Genomic DNA, 21,567 nt, shown 5'->3' on the forward strand with positions numbered 1-21,567 from the left:
TATCCTGACTATCGGGGCGGAGCGAGCGGGGGAAATCGGGCTGCGAGCGGGCGGCGGTCAGCTGTAGCGCTCCTCGTTCCAGGGGTTCGCCGTGTCGCTGTACCCCCGCTTCTCCCAGTAGCCGAGTTCCGACTCGGTGAGGAACTCGACGCCCGAGACCCACTTCGCGCCCTTGTACGCGTACTTGTGCGGCGTGACGACGCGGATCGGGCCGCCGTGGTCGGCCGGGAGGGCCTCGCCGTCGTAGCCGTAGGTGAGCTGGACGCCCGGCTTCGTACACTCGTCAAGCGGGAGGTCGGTCGTGTAGCCGTCGAGCGCGTGGAACATGACGTGTTCCGCGTCGGCGCGGACGCCCGCGCGCTCGGCGAGGTCGGCGAACGCGACGCCCGTGAACTCGCAGTCGAACTTGCTCCAGCCGGTCACGCAGTGGAAGTCCTGTCGCTGGGTGACCGACGGGAGGTCGCGGAACTCGTCGAGCGAGAGGGAGAGCGGCTCCTCGACAGCGCCCCACACCTCCAGCTCGAACGCCTCCGGGTCCCACGACGGCGTCCCGCTCTTCGAGAGGACGGGGAAGCCGTCGGTCTCGCGCTGGCCCGGAGGGAGTCGGTCGCCGCCGTACTCGCGGTAGAGGTCGGTGAGGTCCTCGGCCGCGTCGACGCCGGATTCGCTCATGGACAGCCGTTCGGCCCGGACCGACGTATGAATGTCGCTCCCGGTGGGGAGGGCACGCGCGGCCGAGAGGCCCTCGGCCGAGACCGCGCCGGCGACGGGGCACCGGTGTCGAGGGCGTTCTGATTACTCCAACGAGAGTTCAGTGAAACAAAAATAAAATTTTGAGATATTGCCTCGAGTTTTCATATACGCGGATTCGCGACGCCAATTTTATATACGCCATCCCACAAGACCCGAACAGCAAATGCCACGAGTGAAGATAACCGTGCCGGAGCATCTGGAGATGCAGATCGCCCAGATGGTCGAGGAGGGTGAGTTCCTCAACCGCGAGGAGGCGGTCGAGGAGCTGCTATCTACTGGCATCAAGGCGTACAAGACGAGCGGCCCGCGAGACGACGACGACTCCAACGGGTTCGAAGACGAGGGGATGATGGGCCACGAAGACGAGTACGTCTTCTGACCGAAACCGTCTCCGAGCGAGGCCGACGCGGCGCGGACCCGTGCGTACCGCCCTCAACAACCCTTAAAGGGCCTACATCCCGTATCCGTGGGTATGCACAAGGACGAGCTGCTCGAACTCCACGAACAGATGGTGACGATCATGGAGCACTTCCGCGCGCAGGAGACGGTCGACAGGTCGCTGTTCGATCCGTACGACGAGCTCGACGTCGACCCCTCGCACGTTCACAAATCGAAGAGCGAGCACAAGCACGCGGTGTTCGTCCTCGGCAACGCGCTGGCGAACGCGATGAGCGAGGACGAGTTCTCGCCCGCCGGCCGCGTCGGCAAGCGGATGGAAGAGCTCGCCGACGACGCGGAGAACAAGATCTGACGCCGAGCGGCCCCGCCGCCGACGCACCGCTACTCCTGACCCCCGTATTGATGTGCGCGCGGCCCCGTCCCGTGTGATATGATCGCGGAGGCGCTGGGGTCCGACGCCGTTCACCTCGCCGCCGGCGGCGTCGGCGTCGCTCTCGCGCTCGCCGCGGTGTCCCTCGTCGACCGCCGGGAGGGCGGCTGGACGCGGGCGCTCCGCTCGCGGCTCCTCTGGGGCGTCCCGTGGGGAACGCTCCTCGTGATCGCCGGGGTGATCGGGGTGTACCTGTTCGTCCAGTCCGGCGTCGACGACCCGAACCGGCCGGTCGTGATCCCGTTCCGGTCATGGTCGTACTTCTATCCGGAGGGACTCCTCTGGTCCAGCTTCGCGCACGCGAGCCGCGGGCACGTCACGGGGAACCTCCTCGCCGCGCTCGTCGCGGGCGGCCTCGCGGAGTACGCCTACGGTCACTTCCCCGAGGGGCGCGACGTCGACGACGGGAAGGGGCTCGCCGTCCGCCTCCGGCGACTCCCGGCTCGTCTGCGGCGGCTCCCGGAAGGAGTCGGGCGGATTCCGAGCCGCGTCGCCGCAGTCGAGTCGCCGGGCGCGAACCCCTACGTCCGGGCGTTCCTGATCGTCCCCGGGGTCGCCGTCGGGTTCGGCCTCCTCTCGGCGCTGTTCGCGTTGGGGCCGGTGGTCGGCTTCTCGCTCGTGGTGTTCGGCTACTGGGGGTTCGCGCTCGTCTCGCGCCCCGTCGCCGCGCTCGTCGCCATGGCGGGGACGACGCTCGTCGGCGTCCTCTACAACGCCGTCCGGGTCCCGGTGGCGTTCGCGGAGGCCTCGCCCTCCTACGGCGTCCCGGGGTGGGCGAACATCGCGATCCAGGGGCACGCGCTCGGGCTCATCGGCGGCGCGCTGGTCGCCGTCCGCCTCTTGCGGCGTCGCGCCCGAGCGCGGAGCGACGGGAGCCGCGACGGGGACGGAGTCGGGGGGCGGTGGAGCAGCCACCCGGTCGCGACCGCGGACAAGGGGGAGTCCGCCGCGACCCCGACCGAGCGGTCCGCGCTCGTCGTCTTCGGGGCGCTGCTGCTGTTCGGTGCCTCGCGCCGGCTGTGGGCGGTGTACTGGTACCTCGGGAACGAGCGGTACGAGCTGTACCGCGCGGTCGGCGTCGGGCTGCTCGCCCTGCTGGCCGCGATCGTCGCCGTCGCCGCCGTCTCGCGGGACGAGCCCCTGTGGCCGAGCCGGGCGGTCCCGGAGCCCGAGACGATCAGGGACGGGATCCGGTCCGCGACGCCGGCGGCGGTCGGGGCGCTCCTGCTCGTCGCGGCGCTGGCGGCCGTCGCCGGACCGGGGATCGTCCCGAACCTCGTCGCCGTCGACGACGGGGACCTCCCCGGCGACCCGATAGAGGTGGAGGGGTATCAGGTGACATACGCCGAGAACGTTGAGGACCGGCTCGTGAGCGTGGTCGACGTGGAGGCGTTCGGTCGCTCCACGTCGGTCAACACCTCGGGGGTGATCGTCAGCAACCCGGACCGCGAGATATGGACGACCGCCGTCTCGAAGGGGAACCTCGCGTTCTGGGGGTACCGCGCGGTCGACGTTGGCGGGACCGGCTGGCGGGAGACCGTCGGGGTCCAGCGCGTGGGCTGGGTCGCCGCGAACGGCGGCCCGGCGTACCGCGTGGACGCGATCCGCAACGAGAGCAGGCGGACGCTGTTCACCAGCGACCCGGCGCGCGCCGAGCCGCGGATCGACGGCCGCAACGTCGTCGTCGCGGCCACGCCCGACGGGTTCGAGCTGACGGTGGTCGGCGGGAGCGGCAACAACGTCACGGCACCGCTCCCGGCCGCCAACGAGTCGGTGACGGTCCGCGGGCTCAGGCTCGTGCGCGAGGGGGACACCGTGTTCGCGGAGCGCGGCGAGACGCGTGTCAGGGTCGCGGAGCGGGAGCGGTACGAAGGGCGGCAGTAGTGCGGGGTTCTCCGGATCGCGGAGGGGAGAGCGGTACGGCGGGGCTCAGGCCCACTCGATCCGGTACACTTCGGTGTCGATGTCGCGCGCGTCGTCGGTGTGGTGGTCGAACTGCGCCTCCACCCGGAACTCGGCCGCGAAGGCGTGGGTGACTTCCCCGTCCTCGTCGGCGGCGAACGCCTCGACGAACTCTCGGCTGCCACCGTTGTGGATCGAGTAGGAGACGTCGGCGAGGTCACTCGCGGCGTCGAGGAACGCGCGGTCCGCGTTCCGGTTGCCGTCCTGCGCGCCGAACGGCGGGTTCATCACAACGGTCGCCGGTTCGGCGACGGCGAGCGGCGGGCGCGTCGCGTCGCCGCGGACCCAGTGGACCGGCGCGCTGGCGGCGACGCGGCGCTCGTTGGCCCCGGCGGTCGCCAGCGCGTCGTCGTCGAGTTCGAGGCCGACGACGCGGGCGGGGCCGCGCAGCGCGGCGGCCAGCGCGAGCATCCCGGTGCCGGTGCCGAGGTCGATCACGGTCCGGCCGTCGACGTCGCCGTGGAGGTCGGCGAGGTGGACGACGTGGGCGGCCAGCTCCGGCGGCGTCGGGTACTGTTCGAGGGCGGCATCCGGGCGCTCGAAACCGGCGACGACGCCGAGCTTGGTCGCGAGCGACCGCTTCGTCGCCATCGGTCAGGCCGCGCCGTCGACGCGGACGAACTCGACGCCCTCGCGGTCGGCGCGCTCGGCGAGCGCCGCGAGCGCGGTGCGGGCCGCCTCGGACGTCTCGCCGTCGACGCTGACCTCGATCCGGCCGGCCCCGAGGAACGACGCGGCGCGGACGAGCGCGCGCAGGCGGTCGGCCTCGCGCTGTCGTTCGAGGGTGCTCTCGGCGTCGAACGCCGCCTCGGCGGCGACCGCCGCGGGCTGGTAGCCGCGGGCCGCGAGCCCCTGTTTGATGTCGCGGAGGTGGTCGGGGGCGGTGCTTTCGAGGTCCGACGCGTCGACGACGACGGGCTCGACGTCGGCGGGGCGACAGCCGCGCAGCGTGCGTTCGACGCCGGCCGAGGAGGTCGTGCTCATACACGCCTATTGGTATAGGTTATACAAAAATCTTTATAGATGTTTAGTAGTAATACGGGGCCGGACTCGCTTCCGAACTCCGGACCGTGTCGGGCGGCCGCCGCGACGGAAGGACCCGGATCGCCGAGCGCGCGGGTCATGGATCGCGAAGACGCGCGTTCGTTGGGTAATCGCGTCGAAAACGACGGGATCCACCGCGCCCGTCGCCGCGGGACCTGTCGGACGGCGGATCCGTCGGTTCGGCCGACAGATTCCGACCTCGAACCGCGGTCACGTTTTGTGCGTCGCGGCGTCGCCTGTGGACGCGCGAGTGGCCACCGCCGGGGCCCGGGGCCGATCCGCAAAGCGGCGGCAGAACGGGTCTGTACGCCGTAGTGCCGTACTTCGGAGGGCCGGGATTCTGTCAGGGTCATTGATTAGCGTGGACAAGAGTTAAATGTGCGACTGACCACAAACCTTTTAATGGAACGTCCGAGTCGCCAACGGCAACAGGAGCGAGACACGGAGCAGGAAACGGACGAATCGACGGTCTCCTGTCCGGAGTGTGACTCGGAGAACATCGTCACCGACGCCGATCAAGAGCTGGTTTGTGAGGACTGCGGGCTCGTCTTGGACGAGCGGAACATCGACCGCGGGCCGGAGTGGCGCGCGTTCAACCACAACGAGCGGCAGTCGAAGTCGCGCGTCGGCGCACCGATCACGGAGACGATGCACGACAAGGGGCTGACGACGACCATCGACTGGAAGGACAAGGACGCCTACGGTCGGTCGCTCTCCTCCGAGAAGCGGTCGCAGATGCACCGTCTGCGCAAGTGGCAAGAGCGGATCCGGACGAAAGACGCGGGCGAGCGCAACCTCCAGTTCGCGCTCTCGGAGATCGACCGCATGGCGAGCGCGCTCGGCGTTCCCCGCTCGGTACGAGAGGTAGCGTCGGTGATCTATCGACGCGCGCTCAACGAGGATCTGATCCGCGGACGCTCCATCGAGGGCGTCTCCACCGCCGCCCTGTACGCCGCCTGTCGACAGGAGGGGATCCCCCGCAGCCTTGACGAGGTTGCCGACGTGTCGCGAGTTCCGCAGAAGGAGATCGGCCGGACGTATCGGTACATCTCTCAGGAGCTCGGCCTGGAACTGAAGCCGGTCGACCCCAAGCAGTTCGTCCCGCGCTTCGCGTCGGCGCTCCAGCTCTCCGAGGAGGTCCAGTCGAAGGCGACCGAGATCATCGACGTCTCCGCCGAGCAGGGGCTCCTCTCCGGGAAGTCGCCCACCGGCTTCGCGGCGGCCGCAATCTACGCGGCCTCGCTGCTCTGTAACGAGAAGAAGACACAGCGCGAGGTCGCCGACGTGGCACAGGTGACCGAGGTCACCATCCGGAACCGGTATCAAGAGCAGATCGAAGCGATGGGGTTCCGCTAGACGGCTCCGCGGTCGAGACGCCGGAGTGCGTTCCGTTCCGCGACCCGGGGCGGTTGGATCGGGTTTTTAATCGCTACCCGCTGTAGCACGGGGTGAGATGTACTCAGAGATCCTCGTTCCCACCGACGGCAGCCCGGCGTCGGACGCCGCGATCGAACACGCCATCGACCTCGCCGACCGGTACGACGCCCGCCTCCACGCGCTCTACGTGGTCGACGGCGCGGCGTACTCCACGCTGGAGGCCGGCGCGGAGGTCGTGGTCGAGGCGCTCGAATCCGAGGGCGAGGAGGCGACGGGGCGCGTGGCCGACGCCGCCGCGGACGCGGGCGTCGAGTGCGTCGGCAGCGTCACGTCCGGTACCGCGTACCGCTCGATCGAAAACTACGTCGACGAACACGACATCGACGTCGTCGTGATGGGCACCCACGGCCGGAAGGGGCTCGACCGCTACCTGCTCGGGAGCGTCACGGAGCGCGTCGTCCGCACCTCGGACGTGCCGGTGTTGACCGTGCGACAGCCGACGGATGAGTAGTCGGCCGGGCCTCGGCGGGCACGGGTGACACCGATGCGCGACTGGCTCTCTCACCGCGTGGCCTCGTCGCCGGACGGGACCGCCCTCGTCCGCGCCGAGGACGGCGAGGCGTGGAGCTACACCGACCTCGATCGCCTCGTCGCCGAGACGGCGGGGCGGCTCGTGGCGCACGGGCTCGGCGAGGGCGACCGGATCGGCGTGCTCACGCCCCCGTACGTGGGGACCGTCGGGTTGGTCCACGCGACGATGCGGATCGGGGCGACGTTCGTGCCGCTCGGCACGGAGCTGACGGCGCGCGAGATCGCCGCGCGGATCGACCGGACCGACCTCGACGCCGTCGTCTGCGCGGAGCCGACCGAGCCGACCGCGACCGAGGCGGCGTCGCAGATCGAGGGCGTCCCCGTCTATTCCGTCGACGACCCGACGAGCGCGGACGTGACCGGCGTCCACGACGTCGACCCGGCGGCGCTCGACCCCCCGGCGTGGTCGTTCGAAGACCCGCTCTGCGTGCTGTTCACCTCGGGGACGACGGGCGAGCCCAAGCCCGTCCCGCTGACCGCGGGCAACGTGTACAGCTCGGCGGTCGCCTCCGCGTTCCGCCTCGGCGTCGAGGCCGACGACCGATGGCTCGTGTCCCTGTCGCTCCACCACATGGGCGGGCTCGCGCCGGTGTACCGCTCGGTGCTGTACGGGACGACGCTCGTGTTGCGCGAGGGGTTCGACGCGGGCGGCACCGCCGACGACATCGACGCGTACGACGTGACCGGCGTCTCGCTCGTGCCGACCATGCTCAAGCGGATGCTCGACCGGCGCGGGACGCTGTCGGATTCGCTCCGGGTGGTGCTGCTCGGCGGCGCGCCGGCGCCGGCGGAGCTGCTGGAGCGGTGTCGCGACTACTCGATCCCCGTCTACCCGACCTACGGGATGACCGAGGCCGCCTCGCAGATCACGACGGCGACGCCGAGGCAGACGAGGGACCGGATCGGGACGGTCGGCCGGCCGCTGTTCGGCACCGACGTGACGGTCGTCGACGACGGGGGCAACCCGGTAGCGCCGGACGAGACCGGCGAGATCGTCGTCGACGGGCCGACGATCACGCCGGGATACCTCGCCGCGGGGGCGGGTGAGGCGGGCGACGGCGGCGACGCCGTCGACGAAGGCGAGGCGTCTTCTCTCGACGCCGTCGACCTGAACGGGATCGACGCTTCGGAGCTCGACCGGTCGGACTTCGGTCCGCACGGACTCCACACCGGCGACGTGGGGCGGTTCGACGAGGACGGCTACCTCCACGTGCTCAACCGCGTCGACGACCGGATCATCAGCGGCGGCGAGAACGTCGAACCGGGAGAGGTCGCGGACGTGCTCCGGGAGTACGCCGAGGTCGACGACGTGGCCGTGGTCGGGCTCGACGACGACGTGTGGGGCGAGCGCGTCGCGGCGCTCGTCGCCGTCGGCGACCGGCTCCCGTCGGCGGGCGGGCCAGCCGGAAACGGCGCGGTCCCGGAAGCCGGCTCCGCGGAGACCGACTCCGCAGACGACGAACCCGGAGCGCGCAACTCGGTCGACGAATCCGCAGCGTCGGTCGTCGGGTCCGGCGGCATCGGGCCCGCCCCCATCGACGAGGCCGCCTTCGTCGCCTTCGCTCGCGAGCGACTGGCCGCGTTCAAGATTCCGAAGACGGTCGCGTACGCGACGGAACTCCCGCGCACGGTCTCGGGGACGGTCGACAGGGAGGCGGCGCGGGCCGTCCTCCGCGAGCGCGGGTCGGACCCGCGCGAGAACCTCGACGCGGACCTAGAGACGGCCGGGTTCGAGCCGGCCGACCCGGCCGAGCCGCCGTCGGAGTCGAACGGCGCCGCCGCCGAGGACGGCGACGTCGAAGTCGAGATCGCCGACGCCGACGAGGTCGCGTCGGAATCGGTTAGCGCCACCACCGACGCCGTCGACGCCGAGGGCGACGCGAATTCCACCGACGCCGGGTCCGACACGGATGTCGGCGACGCCGAGAGCGACGCGAATTCCACCGACGCCGGGGCCGACACGGATGTCGTCGACGCCGAGAGCGACGCGGACTCCGAGAGTTCCGACGACGAGGACGGCGCGGACGGCGACGGTGGGAACGGCGCGGACGCGGTCGACGGTTCGTAAACTCTCACGAAGTTCTTCGTTGTTCCACGAACGTTTTGTCGGCGGGGGCCACAGTGGTGTTATGGAGTTGTTCGACGACAGCATCGTGCCGGAGCGCGCGCGAGACGTCAAACAGGAGGCCCGCGAGTTCGCCGACGAGTACATCGCCCCGAACGCCGAGTCGTACTACGACACCGGCGAGTATCCGTGGGAAGTGCTCGAAGCGGGGATGGACGCCGGCCTCGTCGCCCAGGACATCGGCGAGGAGTACGGCGGGAGGGGGTTCGACCTCGCGCAGGTGCTCGCCATGGCGGAGGAGTTCTACCGCGCGGACGCCGGCATCGCGCTCACCCTCCAGCTCGCCAGCTTCGGTGCCGAGATGGTCGAAGACTACGGCACGGAAGCGCAGAAGGAGAAGTACCTCCGGCCGGTGGCCGAGAACGAGCAGCTCTCGGGGCTCGCGGTGTCGGAGCCGCAGACCGGCTCGGACCTGGCAGGGATGACGACGAAGGCCGAGAAGGTCGAGGGGGGCTACGAGCTCACCGGCGAGAAGTACTGGGTCGGCAACGCGGTCGAGGCCGACTGGCTCACCGTCTACGCCAAGACCGGCGAGGGCGACGACCGCTACTCGAACTACACGCTGTTCATCGTCGAGACGGACTCGGACGGCTACGAGGCCGAGCACATCCCCGAGAAGATGGGGATGCGCGCGTCCAAGCAGGGCCACATCGTCTTCGAGGACTGCTTCGTCCCCGAGGAGAACGTCGTCGGCAGCGAGGGCGGCGGGTTCTACGCCCTCGCCGACTTCTTCAACCACGGCCGCGTCATCGTCGGGGGCCACGGGCTCGGCCTCGCGGCGGCGGCCATCGAGGAGGCGGAGGCGTTCATCGACGAGCGCGAGGCGTTCGGCCGCACCATCGACGATTTTCAAGCCGTCCAGCACACGGTCTCGGACATGCGGATCGGCTTCGAGTCGGCGCGCGCGCTCAACTGGCGCGCCTGCGAGAAGGTCGCGAACGGAACGGACGCCGGCTACTGGGCCGCGCTGGCGAAGACCAAGTCCACCGAGGTCGCCACCGACTGCGCCGAGAAGGGGATGAAGCTCCACGGCGGCCGGTCGAACCTCACCGACCGCCGGATCGCCCGCGTCTACCGCGACGTGCGCATCCCGGTGATCTACGAGGGCGCGAACGACATCCAGCGCAACCTCATCTACCGGCAGTCGCGCTAGGAGCCCCTCAGAGCGTCGCCGCCAGTCGGCGAAGCTCGCCGTCGCCGTCGGCGGTGAGCGGGTCGCCGTGCCCGACGCAGGCGACGTCGAACGCGGGGGCGCGCTCCGCGAGCGACCGGACGCTCGCGGCGACCTCGGCCGTGTCGTAGCTTATTATCCAGCCCGACTCGTTCAACTCGCCGTCCGACTCCGAAACGAGGTCGCCCAGCAGCGCGACGCCCAGTTCCTCGCTGACGTAGGCGAGGTGGCCCGGCGTGTGACCGGGCGTGTGGTACGCCGCGAACGAGCCGATCGCGTCGCCGTCGCGGACGCCGACGACGTCGAGGTCGGGCAGGTCGGTGACGAGGCCGCCGAGCCGCTGGATCAGCCCCTTGTGGTTCCGCAGCGGCGGCGACCGCACCCCCCGCAGCAGTTGCGCGTCGAAGCCGTACGCGTACACCGGCGCGTCGAGGTCGGGGGCCAGCGCCGCCAGCGTTCCGACGTGGTCGAGGTCGTAGTGGGTGAGCAGGACGCGACCGATCTCCGAGACCTCGACGCCGGCGTCGTCGAGCCCGTCGCGGATCGCGTCCTCGTCCCACGGCGTCCCGGCGTCGACGAGCGTCGGCACGTCGTCGGAGACGAGGTACGCGTTGACTCCGCCGCAGTCGAGTCGCCAGACGCCGTCCGCGATCTCGGTCCCCATGGCCGCGAGTAGGTGGCAGGACGGTATGAACGCTGTCGTGGCGGAAACGGAGACGCGGGGACCGGACCCGCGGCGGCGTCTCGCGCGGCCGCCGCCGGCGGCGCGGGCGACGAAAGCGCCAAGACGCCGGGGCGACACCACGGGGTATGCGACTGGAGGACTACTGGGGGATCGGCCCGAAGACGAGCGAGCGGCTCACCGAGGCCCTCGGGACCGAGCGGGCGGTCGAGGCGATCGAGTCGGCCGACGTCCGCGCGCTCGTCGACGCGGGGCTCCACCGCGGCCGAGCGACCCGCATCCTCCGCCGGGCGAGCGGGGAGGCCGGGATGGACGTCCTCGCGACGAGCGACGCGCGCTCCGTGTACGACGACCTGCTCGCGCTGGCGGCGGGCGAGGCGCTGACCGCGCACGCGGCCGACCGGATTCGGGTGTTGACCCCGCTCCTCGACCGCGACGCCGTCGAGGCGCGGCTGGACCGGGTCGTCGCCGCCCGCGACGCGTGGGCCGACCTCGACGAATCGGACCGGGAGGCCGTCGCGGAGGCGTTCGACGCGTACGACGAGGCGGACGGATCCGATCTCGCCGCCGTGGAGACCGCCGTCGCGCTCCGCGAGGCGGGGCTGACGGCGGGACCGTTCGCCGACGTCGGCGCGCTGGACGGGGGCCGACTGCGCGACGCGGCCGACGCGCTCGCCGACGTGCGAGGGTCGATCGACCCCGCCGGCGGGCTCGAAGGCGACGACATCGAGATCGCCGCGGGCGCGGACGCGGACCTGGACCGGCTTCGCGGGCGGCTGTCGGCCGCGCGCGACCTCGCGGACTCCGCGTTCGACGTGCTCGAATCGGTCCGCGACGGGAGCCTCCGCGACTTCGAGGCGCTGGAGTCGGCGACGATCGACCACGTCGCCCGCGAGACGGGCGTCGAGCCGGCCACGGTCCGGTCTGCCGCGCCCGACGAGGCGCTCGACGCCGCGGACTTCGTCTCCGGGACGCTGCGGGACCTCGTCGTCGAACTCGAATCGGCGGTCGACGAGCGCGAGGCCGCCGTCGCGGCCGACGTCCGCGAGCGCTTGGGGGACGACCCGAGCGGCGCGAACGGTGACGACGACGGCGACGAGGACGGAGCGAACGGGGGCGGAGACACCACCGTCGCCCGCGCCGCGGCCGCGGTCTCGGACGCCGCCTTCCTGCTGTCGCTCGGGCGGTTCGCGGCCGAGAACGGGCACGTCCGCCCGACGCTCGTCGACGACGGCATCGCGGTGCGCGGCGCGCGGAATCCCTTCCTCGGCGGCGACGTCCAGCCGGTCTCGTACGGCGTCGGCTCGCACTCGCTCGCGGACGCGTCCGGCGTCGCGAGCGCTGACGCGCCGCCGACCGGCGACCGCGTGAGCGTCCTTACCGGGGCGAACTCCGGCGGGAAGACGACCCTCCTCGAAACGCTCTGCGCGGTGGCGCTGCTCGCGTCGATGGGGCTGCCCGTGCCCGCCGACGCGGCCGAGGTCGGAACGTTCGATCGGATCGTCTTCCACCGCCGACACGCCTCGTTCAACGCCGGCGTGCTGGAGTCGACGCTGAAGTCGGTCGTCCCGCCGCTGGTCGCGGACGGCCGCACGCTGATGCTCGTCGACGAGTTCGAGGCGATCACCGAGCCGGGTCGCGCCGCCGACCTGCTGAACGGGCTGGTGACGCTCACGGTCGACCGCGGCGCGCTGGGCGTCTACGTCACGCACCTGGCCGAAGACCTGAGTCCGCTGCCGGACGCCGCGCGGATCGACGGGATCTTCGCGGAGGGGCTCACGAACGACCTGGAGCTCCGCGTCGACTACCAGCCGCGGTTCGAGACGGTCGGGAAGTCGACGCCGGAGTTCATCGTCTCGCGGCTGGTCGCGAACGCCGGCGACCGCGGGGTCCGCGCCGGCTTCGAACACCTCGCCGGCGCGGTCGGGGAGGAGGCGGTCCAGCGAACGCTCTCGGACGCCGAGTGGGCGGCGAACGATGACTGAGGAGCCGGCGGACGACGCGGCCGGCCCCGACCGGATCCGGTCGGTCGCGGTCCACCGCGAGGACGTGGCGAACGCGCTCGAAGCCACGCTCCGGAGCGACCGCGAGGTCGTCCTCCGCGCGACGCCGCCGTTCTCCGGGCGGATGCGGGCGCGCCTCCACGCGCTCGACGCCGGGGGGGCCGGCGAGGACGGCGGCGGTTCGCCCGCCGACGCTCCCGGGCCGATCCACGTCGACCCCCGGGACCTCGTCGCGGAGGTCCCCCCGTATCCCGAGGTTGACGACACGGCCGCCGAGCTCCCCGACGCGGACCTCGAGACGCGCCGAGAGCGACACGCCGCGAACGTCGAGGCGTGGCGCGAGACCGTGCGCGAGCGCGTCCGCTCGACGGTCGATATCGAGGTCGGCGGCGAGGTCCGCACCGTCGACGTGAACGCGCTCGGGTAGACGGCCAGTCCCCCGAAAAGAGGGAGGCCGCCGGGAGTTCAGTTGGCGAGGGCTACAGCCGGATCCGCTCGACCGACGTGCCGGCGGTCTCGAACGCCTCGTCGGTCGCGGCCGCGACCACGACGGTGTCGGCGTCGGTCGCGGCGTCGAGGTCGACCTCGAACGCGCCGTCGGCGTCGGGCGTCACGAGGCGCGACGTCTTCCGGGTGTGGACGGCCACGCGAGCGGCGTCGGTCTCGCCGGCGACGGCGACCGAATCCCCGACGAACTCGGCGGTCGCGGTCAGCTCCGGTCCCGCGGGACGGTCGCGCTCGACGTACCGGTCGCGGACGACCGTCGGCGTCTCGACGGGTTCGCCCGCGTCGACGCCGTGCGCCAGCCGGACGAAGCCGGCCATCGACCACGCGAGGGGGGTCGCCCCACCGGTACCCTCGCCGAACTCCCAGCCGTACTTCGTCGGGTGTTCGCGGTCCCACACCTGCTCCGGGAGCATCAGCCCGGAGTTACCGAACCCGGCCATCGTCTCCAGCAGAGTCTCGGGTTCGAGGGCCTCGTCGTCCGTGCCGCCGAAGGCGTCCGGGCCGTCGGCGCGAGCGCGCAGTTCGTACTCGCCGCGCTCGCCGGTGAAGATGGGCCAGAGGCGGCCGCGGCCGTCGCCGGTGCCGGCCCACGGCGCGCCGGGGTCGCCGACGGCGATCTCGCCGTACGCGTCGCCGACGTACCGGTACCAAGCCGCGCCGTGCGGCGTGTCCACTCGGATCGAGTCGTCGACGACGGAGACGGAGTTGCGGACGACGGGGTCGTCGGCCGGCTTGATCCCCAGTCGGACGAGTTCGAGGAACCCGCCGTCGATGATCTCCCGCTCGTCGTACGTCGGCCCGTCGTTGGCGATGGTCCGGGGTCGCCCGGACTCGGGGTCGCCGTCGGCCGTGATCCGGAGGTAGTACGGCGTCTCCTCGTGGCGGTCCGTCCCGGTCGCGGTGGCGGTCCACTCCTCGACGCGCGCCGTCCAGTCGTCCGCGAGCCCCAGCCACGCGAGCGCGTCGGCGCGGAGGGAGTCGGGCGACTCGGCGGCCGTCGACGAGCCGTCCGCCTCGCGGCGGTCGGCCTCCGCGAGCGCCAGCGCCGCGCCGCAGACCAGCCCGGCGATCTCGGCGGCGATGCTCGACGGGGAGTAGCCGGCCTCCTCCTCCCAGCGCTCCTGGGCGGTCTCGGGGCCGTTCTCGGCGATGTAGTCGAGCGAGCGGCTGACCTGGTCGTAGGTGTAGCCCGCGTCGGCGAGCGTCACGCCGCGCTCGTACAGCTGCCAGGCCATCACCGAGGGGAACGCGATGTTGTCCATCTGTTCGCCGCCCCACCGGGTCCGGCCGTCGATGTAGGTGTTCTGCGGGAGGAACCCGTCGTCGTCCTGCTGGGTGTTGTAGAGGTACGCCAGCGCGTCCGCGCCGCGTTCGAGTTCGTCCATCTCGATCAGCGCCGTGAACACCTGATAGAGGTCGCGCGACCAGACGAAGTTGTAGCCGTAGCCGCGCTTCTCCGCGGCGTACTCGGTCTCGCCCCAAGGGACGGAGGGGCTCGCTATCCCCGCACCGTCCTGGGCCTTGTCCTCGACGGCGGCCAACGTCATCAGCGCGAACCGGTACTGCGACGCGAGGTCGGGCGCGTCCGTCACCGAGTCGGGGAGGTCGCGGTCCGCGAGCCACGCGCGCCACGTCTCGGCGTACGCGTCCGCGACGTCGTCGAAGCCGCGCGAGAGCGCCCCCTCCGCCTCGCCGAGGGCGGCGGCGGTGTCCGACGCCTCGGCGAACCCGAGCGCGACCGTGTCCATGACGATCTCGCCGCTGCCGACGAGGCCGGCGAGGACGACGTTGCCGGTCGCCTCGGTCGACTCCTCGACGCGCTCGCCGTCGCCGAACAGCGCGTCCGCCGCCTCGCCGCCGGCCGGGAGCGCGCTCGCCCAGTCGAACCCGCCGCCGCTCGCCAGGGCGAGCGCGGTGTCGAACGTCTCGCCCTCGGCGTCGACGAGTTTGCCGGGTTCGCGGTCGGGGTCGTCCTTGCGCGCGAGCAGGTGCGCCCCGGCGTCGCCGTCGGCCCGCTCGGCGCGGTCGTCCGTGCCGACGTTGGCGATGGTCACGTCGGCGAGGGCGTACACGTCGTACTCGCGGCTCCCCTCGAACCGGACGTCGGCGAGGATCGCGGCGCCGTCCGTGTCGACCGCGTACTCGACGCGGAGCGTCCACGTGTGGCCGTGGCCGTCGCCGGTCTCGCGGATCGTCTGGACGTACGCGAGCGCGTCGTCGGCCGCCGGCTCCGTCGTCCGCTCGATCGTCTCCGTCGTAGAGACGTGGCCCGTCTCGTCGAAGGTCCGGATCGCGTAGTCGGAGTCGGGGTCGGCGACGAGGAAGTCGACCGTCCGGACGTTCATCACGTCGATCCGGGGGAACCGCGCCTCGGTGAGCGCCCCCTCGGTGAGCGTGAACCACACCGGCACGGGCTCGTCGGCCTCGTAGTCGGCGGGCGTGCCGACGCCGAACTTCCGGCCGGTGGTCCAGTGCGGCGCCGCCTCGGGGCCGGTCTCGCGGTCGTGCGGGACGGGGAGCTCGCCGTGGCTCGCGAGCGTCACCGTGGCGTCGATCCGGAGGGCGTGGGACCACGCGATGGGGGTCGCGCTGTCGAGGTCGCCGTCGTCGAACACCTGCTCCGCGAACAGCCCCGCCTCGTTGACGAAGGGGCCGTCCGGCCCGCAGAGCGCGTAGAGGTCGCGGGCGTCGGCGAACAGCGGCTCGGCCGCCCCGCCGCGCTCCTCGACGACGCCGGCGAGCGTCGCCGCCGCGGTCGCGCCCCACAGGGTCGCGATCGACCACACCTTCGCGGCCCCCTGCTCGGCCGTGCGCCAGTCGTCCCCGGTGAACCTGACGAGCCCCTCCACGGCGGCGGTCTCGCGCCGGAGCGCCTCGATCGACTGCCGGACGTGGGTGTTGACGCGGTCGAGGAAGCGGTCGAACTCGCTCGACGCGACGGGGTCGACGCCGGCGGAGCCGGAGCCGTCGGTGGCCGCTGCGTCTCCCTCGGCCGCGCCGTCGTCGGCGGCGTCGTCGAGGAGTGCCGCGTACTCGGCGGTCGCGGTCGCGAGCGCGAAGGTGCTCGCGTCGGCGCGGGCGTCCCGGCCCTCCTCGCTCGCGCGCTGGAGGAACCGCCCCGTGTCCGGGTTCCAGCGGGCGTCGAGCCCCGAGAGCGCCGCGTCCGCGGCGGCCGCCGCGTCGGCCCGGAGCGCCTCGTCGACCGGCGCGCGCGCCACCGCGGCGAACGCCCGGAGGTACTCCGCGCCGGTGTGGGTGAAGCGGCCGAGCGCGTTCTCCCAGCAGTTCTGACAGCGGCGGGGGAGCCCGTCGTCCTCGGTGGTCTCTAAGAGGAAGTCGACGGCGTCGGCGATCGTCTCGTCGATCCGGTCGCGCCACTCCGCCGGGAGGTCGGCCTCGCGGCGGAGGCCGGCGAGGAACGCGACGACCGTGGCGGGCTGGTCGAGCTGGTCGTTCGGGCCCGGAGTCGCGTTCGCGCCCTCGATCCGGGCGTTCGCCCAGCCGGGCGCGACCTTCCCGGAGTCGGCCCACACGCGGTGGGGCCACGAGCCGTCGGCGTCCTGCGTCCGACAGAAGAAGCTCGCTGCCGCGAGCAGTTCCTCGTCGGCGTCGAGGCCGAGCTCGTCGCTCGCGCCGAGCAGCGCCGTCGAGACGGTCGCCTCGTCCCGGAACCACGTGTAGCCGTAGCCGCCGGAGGTGGAGTAGAACGGGTCGAACTCTGGGGCGGCGATCCGACCTCCGGACTCCGCGGTGAGCAGGTCGAGCGCGCGGAGGTCGCTCGCGATCACCGACCGGCGCGGGGCGTCGGTCGGGACGTTCGGACCCCGCCCGTCCGCGGCCTCGCGGAGGTCGCCGGCGTCGGGGTACGCGGTGGCGATGTTCGACACCGCCTCGATCCGGCGCTGGCGGTCGGTCCCGTCCGTGAGGGCGTCCTTCGCGTCGTCGCCGGTGTCGCGGGCCGCGCGGCGGTCGACGACGGCGCGCCCGGCGAGCGTGACGCGCTCCGTGCGCCCGTCGCGCTCGAAGGGGGCGCGGACGACGACGTCCGGGGTGAGCCGCGAGTCCTCGCGGCGGTCGATCTCGCCGCGGTGCGGGAAGCCGTCGTCCTCCTCGCCGAGCAGTTCCGGGATCGTCCGCAGCCGCTGGCCGTGGGCGTTCGAGAGGCCGGTCGAGGCGGTGAGGAAGTCGTGTTCGGTCCGGTGGTACACCTCGACGACGCCGCCGTCGTCGGGACCGGCCCCGTCGTGGACCATGTTGCCGACGCGGCCCTCGACCATGTCGGGCGAGAACGCGTAGGCGGCCACGAGTTCGGCGTCGGCGGGGGGCGACCCGCGGAGTTCGACGTGGGTCAGGTGGGTGTCGCTCACGACGAGGTCGAACTGGTGGATGGTGTAGCGGCCGGCGTCGTACTCGGTCTCGACGAGCGGTGTGTCGCCGTCGTAGTGTTGGCGGGTCGTCTCGAGGTCGTCGAACCAGCGGACGCCGCGCCCGGCGGTGATCCCCATCCGGAGCCGGTCCGCGCCGCCGACTTCGGAGAGGGAGTACGAACAGTCGTGGACGGTCCCGTCCGGCCCCACGTGGACCAGTCGGCCGTCGTCGCCGGTGAACGCGCCGGCGGTCATCGAGTGTTCCGCCGGGTAGCGCTCCCCGCGCCGACGTTCGTGCTCCGTAAGGGCGGTACGCAATCGCATACCCGGTCTGCGCCTGCCGGAGTAAAAGCCTTGACGACCGCGGCCGGTATCCGAACGGGCGCTTCGCGGGGCGAAGACCGCCGAAACAAGAGCAACAACGAAGGCCCCGGGCGTCGATGGGCGTCACATGCACCACCCCGGACCCCCACGCTTCCTCGCGACCGGCGAGCGGACGGAACTGGCGCCGAGAGACCCGAACCCGGACGCGACGTACGCCTGGCGCGTCGCCGACGCCCCGCCCGGCAGCGAGGCGACCGTCGGCGACGACGCCGTGACCGAGTTCACGCCCGACGTACCCGGCCGCTACCTGCTCGGACTCGACGCGCCGGACGGCGACCACCTGCTCACGGTCCGCGCGTTCCCCGCGAGCTACGAGGGCATCGACGTGTCCGGCGGGAGCGGAACCGCGATACGCGACCGCGACGCGGACGACGGGCCGATCGACTACGCCGCGCAAGAGCGACGCGAGGGCGTGGCTCGCCCGCGGGTCGAAGTGGACGCGGGCGTCGCGTTCGAAGAGCGCGGCGAGTCGGAGAGCGAGCGCACCGGATCGGCGGTGTTCTCCGCGGTCGCGACGCCGAACCCGGAGTCCGCGCTCGACGCCGACGACCTCTCGGTGACGTTCGTCGTCGACGACCGCGACGTCGCCAGCGCCGTCGAGACGGGACGCACTAATCCGCGGGACGCGCTGCGCGTGAGCGAGGACGGCCGCGAGCTCCGCGTGCCGCTCGACGCGGTCCCGGACCGCCTCCGGGTTCACGCCGTCGCCGTCGCGCACGACCCGGACGGCGACCCGCGAGTGAGCGTCGCGGACGCGGCCGCCGTCGTGCGGGGCCCGTCCGCGGCCGACGACGCCGGCGGCGAGGCCGCGCTGACGCCGGGCGCGCCCGACTTCGAGACGGTGCGACTCAACCAGCCGCCGGCGTGGACGCGTGAGGCCTCCGTCTACGAGATATTCGTCCGGACCTTCGCGGACGCCGACGAGGGCGCGGCGTTCGACGCGATCGCGGAGCGGATCCCCCGGATCGCGGACCTCGGCGTCGACACGCTCTGGCTCACGCCGGTGCTCGGGCACGACGGGAAGCCGCACGGCTACAACATCGTCGACTTCTTCGACACGGCCGACGACCTCGGCGACCGCGCCGACTTCGAGGCGCTCGTCGAGACCGCTCACGACCACGGGATGCGCGTGCTGTTCGACTTCGTCGCCAACCACACCGCGCGCGACCACGAGTGGTTCCGCGACGCCTACCGGAACCCCGACTCCCCGTACCGCGACCGGTACGAGTGGCAGGCGTCGGGCGAGCCGGGCACCTACTTCGACTGGGAGCTCATCGCGAACCTGAACCACGCGAACCTCGACGTGCGGCGGTTCCTGCTCGACGTGGTCGACGAGTGGGCGCCGCTGGTCGACGGGTTCCGCTGCGACATGGCGTGGGCGGTCCCGGACTCGTTCTGGCGCGAGCTGCGCGACCGCGTGAAGGACATCGACCGCGAGTTCCTCCTGATGGACGAGACGATCCCGTACATCCCCGGCTTCCACGAGGGGATGTTCGACGTCCACTTCGACGCGACGCTGTACTTCCAGCTCCGGCAGGTCGGCCGCGGGGCGGAGCCGGCGGCGAGCGTCCTCGACGCGATCGACCAGCGCGCCGAGATCGGGTTCCCGGACCACGCGGAGTTCCTCCAGTACATCGAGAACCACGACGAGACGCGCTACCGCGTCGAGTGCGGCGACGCCGCCGCGGCCGCCGCGGGCGCGGCGATCATGACCCTGCCGGGCGTGCCGATGGTGTACGCCGGCCAGGAGATCGGTCAGCGCGGCCGGCGGGACGCGATCGCGTGGGATCACGCGCGCGGAGACGTCCGCGACCGCTACGAGCGCCTGCTCGCGACGCGGCGGGAGCACCCGGCGCTCGGGCCGGCCGGCGACGTCTCGCGGGTCGACTACCACGTCGCGAGCGGCGACCTCTCGGAGCGACCGATCGTCGCGAGCGGCGACGTCCACCCCGACGACGTGGTCGCGTTCCGGCGGCGCGACGGCGACGAGGAACTCGTCGTCGTCCTCAACTTCGCGCCCGCGGACGCGAGCGTCGCGGTCGAGGCCGACCACGGCGAGCGCGACTTGGTCACCGGCGAACGATGTATCGTCGAGGACGCCGACGGGACCGAGCGGATCCGCGTCGACGAGGTTGCGGTGGTGTCGGTCGCGGAAGAGTAGCGGCCCCGCGGGCGCGCTCGGCGAGTCGGCGGACCGGGGCTCGTACGGCCTCGACCCTCCGGACGCGGCCGGGGCGTACGCAACGTTTGAAGTCGGTGGGGGGCACAGGGTGGCGTATGCGATTCGACCGCTCCGACGCCGTCTTCTGTCACGTCACCTCGCTGCCGGGGGCGTACGGGATCGGCGACCTCGGCGAGGGCGCGCGCGAGTTCCTCTCGTTCCTCGGCGACGCCGGCGTCGACCACTGGCAGATCTGTCCGATCGGGCCGACGCTCTCCGTGGCCGGGGAGTCACCGTATCAGTCGCCGTCCGCGTTCGCCGGCAACCCGCTGTTCGTCGACCCCGAGGGGCTCGTCGACGACGGCTGGCTCGACGCCGACGACCTGCGTCCGGTCCCCGAGTTCCCAACGGGCCGGGTCGACTACGACGCGGTGCGGGAGTACAAGCTCCCGCTGTTGCGGACCGCCTTCGAGCGGTTCGAGGAGCGGGCGACCGAGGACGACCGCGCGGCGCTCGACGCGTTCCGCGAGCGCGAGCCGTGGCTCGGCGACTACGCGCTGTTCCGAGCGCTCTCGGACGCCCGGCCGGAGGACGTGTGGACGGAGTGGCCCGCGCCGCTGCGGACGCGCGACCCGGACGCGCTGGCCGAGGCGCGCGAGGAGCACGCCGCGGAGGTCCGGTTCCGCGCGTTCGTCCAGTGGACGTTCGACCGCCAGTGGCGCGACCTCCGCGCGGTCGCGGCCGACGAAGGCGTCTCGATCGTCGGCGACGTGCCGATATACGTCGCGCTCGACTCCGCGGACGTGTGGGCGAGCCCGGAGGCGTTCCGGCTCGACGAGGGGAACCGCCCGACCGCGGTCGCGGGCGTCCCGCCGAACGCGGGCGACGACGGCCAGCGGTGGGGGAACCCGCTGTACGACTGGGAGCGGCTCGCCGAGTCGGGGTACGACTGGTGGCTCGATCGGTTCCGCCGGCTGTTCGACCTCGCGGACGTGGCGCGGCTCGACCACTTCCTCGGGTTCGTGAAGTACTGGGCGATCCCCGCCGACAGCGACGACCCCGCGGACGGCGAGTGGCGCGACGGCCCGGGGCGCGACCTGTTCGAGGCGGTCGAGCGCGAGCTCGGTGAGACCCCGTTCATCGCCGAGGACCTCGGCTTCGAGGAGCCCGCGATGGACGGGCTGATGGCCGAGTTCGGCTTCCCGGGGATGCGCGTCCCGCAGTACGCCGACTGGTGCGCGGAGGGGAACGAGTACCAGCCGATGCACTACGACGAGGGCGTCGTCGGCTACACCTCGACGCACGACACCGACACGTGGGCCGGCTACTTCGCCGACCTCCCGGCCGAGCAGCGCGACTGCTTCCGGTACAACGTCGGGAGCGACCCCGACGAGCCGTCCGAGTGGGCGATCATCGACGAGGTGTGGGGTTCGGACGCGATCCTCGCCGTGACGACGGTCCAAGACCTGCTCGGGCTCGGCTCCGAGTCGCGGTTCAACGAGCCCGGGACGCTGGACGGCAACTGGGAGTGGCGCGTCGCCCGAGACGACCTCGACGACGCGGTCGCGGACCGGCTGTGGGAACTCGGCGGGAAACACGTGCGCTAGCCCC

16 protein-coding genes are annotated in these 21,567 nt (G+C 72.2%); 11 read left to right on the forward strand and 5 right to left on the reverse strand.

Annotated elements, in window-relative coordinates; genetic code table 11:
• Positions 1-57: 57 nt before the first annotated feature.
• Complete coding sequence (locus C464_RS12015) at positions 58-672, reverse strand: sulfite oxidase-like oxidoreductase (RefSeq protein WP_006113974.1); 615 nt, start codon at positions 670-672, stop codon at positions 58-60.
• Positions 673-916: 244 nt separating this feature from the next.
• On the opposite strand from C464_RS12015, the gene C464_RS12020 reads away from it, so the two are divergent.
• From C464_RS12020 to C464_RS12030, 3 genes are all read left to right on the forward strand, one after another.
• On the forward strand, positions 917-1,132 hold the full coding sequence (locus tag C464_RS12020; RefSeq protein ID WP_004598554.1) for a ribbon-helix-helix domain-containing protein: 216 nt from the start codon (positions 917-919) through the stop codon (positions 1,130-1,132).
• Between the two features lie 93 nt (positions 1,133-1,225).
• Positions 1,226-1,504: a UPF0058 family protein gene (locus tag C464_RS12025; RefSeq protein WP_006113976.1), complete on the forward strand. Its 279-nt coding sequence runs from the start codon at positions 1,226-1,228 to the stop codon at positions 1,502-1,504.
• Between the two features lie 78 nt (positions 1,505-1,582).
• Positions 1,583-3,466, forward strand: coding sequence for a hypothetical protein (locus C464_RS12030; protein WP_006113977.1), 1,884 nt, complete (start codon positions 1,583-1,585; stop codon positions 3,464-3,466).
• A 45-nt stretch (positions 3,467-3,511) separates the two neighbouring features.
• Here C464_RS12030 and C464_RS12035 read toward each other — a convergent pair whose 3' ends face one another.
• Positions 3,512-4,135, reverse strand: a complete 624-nt coding sequence (locus tag C464_RS12035) for an METTL5 family protein (RefSeq protein WP_006113979.1) — start codon at positions 4,133-4,135, stop codon at positions 3,512-3,514.
• Positions 4,136-4,138: 3 nt separating this feature from the next.
• Positions 4,139-4,528, reverse strand: coding sequence for a hypothetical protein (locus C464_RS12040; RefSeq protein ID WP_006113980.1), 390 nt, complete (start codon positions 4,526-4,528; stop codon positions 4,139-4,141).
• A 462-nt stretch (positions 4,529-4,990) separates the two neighbouring features.
• Here C464_RS12040 and C464_RS12045 point away from each other — a divergent pair, with 462 nt between their 5' ends.
• The 4 genes from C464_RS12045 to C464_RS12060 all read left to right on the forward strand — a co-directional run bounded on the left by C464_RS12045 (position 4,991) and on the right by C464_RS12060 (position 9,834).
• Positions 4,991-5,944, forward strand: a complete 954-nt coding sequence (locus C464_RS12045; RefSeq protein ID WP_006113981.1) for a transcription initiation factor IIB — start codon at positions 4,991-4,993, stop codon at positions 5,942-5,944.
• A gap of 97 nt (positions 5,945-6,041) precedes the next feature.
• Complete coding sequence (locus C464_RS12050; protein ID WP_006113982.1) at positions 6,042-6,476, forward strand: universal stress protein; 435 nt, start codon at positions 6,042-6,044, stop codon at positions 6,474-6,476.
• Positions 6,477-6,509: 33 nt separating this feature from the next.
• On the forward strand, positions 6,510-8,624 hold the full coding sequence (locus C464_RS12055) for a class I adenylate-forming enzyme family protein (protein ID WP_006113983.1): 2,115 nt from the start codon (positions 6,510-6,512) through the stop codon (positions 8,622-8,624).
• Between the two features lie 61 nt (positions 8,625-8,685).
• Entirely contained in the window at positions 8,686-9,834 is a 1,149-nt protein-coding gene (locus tag C464_RS12060) for an acyl-CoA dehydrogenase family protein (protein WP_006113984.1), read from the forward strand.
• A gap of 7 nt (positions 9,835-9,841) precedes the next feature.
• Here the strand turns inward: C464_RS12060 and C464_RS12065 are convergent, their stop codons facing one another.
• Positions 9,842-10,516, reverse strand: coding sequence for an MBL fold metallo-hydrolase (locus C464_RS12065; protein WP_006113985.1), 675 nt, complete (start codon positions 10,514-10,516; stop codon positions 9,842-9,844).
• Positions 10,517-10,662: 146 nt separating this feature from the next.
• On the opposite strand from C464_RS12065, the gene C464_RS12070 reads away from it, so the two are divergent.
• Together C464_RS12070 and C464_RS12075 are read left to right on the forward strand one after the other, a co-directional pair.
• Positions 10,663-12,519, forward strand: a complete 1,857-nt coding sequence (locus tag C464_RS12070) for a MutS-related protein (protein WP_006113986.1) — start codon at positions 10,663-10,665, stop codon at positions 12,517-12,519.
• On the forward strand, positions 12,512-12,964 hold the full coding sequence (locus tag C464_RS12075; protein WP_006113987.1) for a hypothetical protein: 453 nt from the start codon (positions 12,512-12,514) through the stop codon (positions 12,962-12,964). Before C464_RS12070 ends, C464_RS12075 begins: the two co-directional genes overlap by 8 nt.
• Before the next feature lie 52 nt (positions 12,965-13,016).
• On the opposite strand, the gene C464_RS12080 is transcribed toward C464_RS12075, so the two are convergent.
• Positions 13,017-17,735 (reverse strand): glycoside hydrolase family 15 protein, encoded by a 4,719-nt coding sequence (locus C464_RS12080; protein WP_193366018.1) that lies wholly within the window; start codon positions 17,733-17,735, stop codon positions 13,017-13,019.
• A 127-nt stretch (positions 17,736-17,862) separates the two neighbouring features.
• On the opposite strand from C464_RS12080, the gene malA reads away from it, so the two are divergent.
• Together malA and malQ are read left to right on the forward strand one after the other, a co-directional pair.
• Positions 17,863-19,956, forward strand: a complete 2,094-nt coding sequence (malA, locus tag C464_RS12085) for an alpha-amylase MalA (protein ID WP_006113989.1) — start codon at positions 17,863-17,865, stop codon at positions 19,954-19,956.
• A 116-nt stretch (positions 19,957-20,072) separates the two neighbouring features.
• The gene (gene malQ / locus C464_RS12090) at positions 20,073-21,563 is read left to right on the forward strand and encodes a 4-alpha-glucanotransferase (RefSeq protein WP_006113991.1); all 1,491 of its coding nucleotides are present in this window, start codon (positions 20,073-20,075) and stop codon (positions 21,561-21,563) included.
• Positions 21,564-21,567: the final 4 nt, after the last annotated feature.

This window comes from Halorubrum coriense DSM 10284, from assembly GCF_000337035.1.
GTDB classification, from domain to species: domain Archaea; phylum Halobacteriota; class Halobacteria; order Halobacteriales; family Haloferacaceae; genus Halorubrum; species Halorubrum coriense.

Coding starts and splice junctions, on each gene's coding strand:
- C464_RS12055 (WP_006113983.1), top strand. CDS start 6,510: ATGCGCGACTGGCTCTCTCACCGCGTGGCCTCGTCGCCGGACGGGACC.
- C464_RS12065 (WP_006113985.1), bottom strand. CDS start 10,516: ATGGGGACCGAGATCGCGGACGGCGTCTGGCGACTCGACTGCGGCGGA.
- malQ (WP_006113991.1), top strand. CDS start 20,073: ATGCGATTCGACCGCTCCGACGCCGTCTTCTGTCACGTCACCTCGCTG.
- malA (WP_006113989.1), top strand. CDS start 17,863: ATGCACCACCCCGGACCCCCACGCTTCCTCGCGACCGGCGAGCGGACG.
- C464_RS12025 (WP_006113976.1), top strand. CDS start 1,226: ATGCACAAGGACGAGCTGCTCGAACTCCACGAACAGATGGTGACGATC.
- C464_RS12080 (WP_193366018.1), bottom strand. CDS start 17,735: ATGCGATTGCGTACCGCCCTTACGGAGCACGAACGTCGGCGCGGGGAG.
- C464_RS12015 (WP_006113974.1), bottom strand. CDS start 672: ATGAGCGAATCCGGCGTCGACGCGGCCGAGGACCTCACCGACCTCTAC.
- C464_RS12075 (WP_006113987.1), top strand. CDS start 12,512: ATGACTGAGGAGCCGGCGGACGACGCGGCCGGCCCCGACCGGATCCGG.
- C464_RS12030 (WP_006113977.1), top strand. CDS start 1,583: ATGATCGCGGAGGCGCTGGGGTCCGACGCCGTTCACCTCGCCGCCGGC.
- C464_RS12035 (WP_006113979.1), bottom strand. CDS start 4,135: ATGGCGACGAAGCGGTCGCTCGCGACCAAGCTCGGCGTCGTCGCCGGT.
- C464_RS12045 (WP_006113981.1), top strand. CDS start 4,991: ATGGAACGTCCGAGTCGCCAACGGCAACAGGAGCGAGACACGGAGCAG.
- C464_RS12040 (WP_006113980.1), bottom strand. CDS start 4,528: ATGAGCACGACCTCCTCGGCCGGCGTCGAACGCACGCTGCGCGGCTGT.
- C464_RS12060 (WP_006113984.1), top strand. CDS start 8,686: ATGGAGTTGTTCGACGACAGCATCGTGCCGGAGCGCGCGCGAGACGTC.
- C464_RS12070 (WP_006113986.1), top strand. CDS start 10,663: ATGCGACTGGAGGACTACTGGGGGATCGGCCCGAAGACGAGCGAGCGG.
- C464_RS12020 (WP_004598554.1), top strand. CDS start 917: ATGCCACGAGTGAAGATAACCGTGCCGGAGCATCTGGAGATGCAGATC.
- C464_RS12050 (WP_006113982.1), top strand. CDS start 6,042: ATGTACTCAGAGATCCTCGTTCCCACCGACGGCAGCCCGGCGTCGGAC.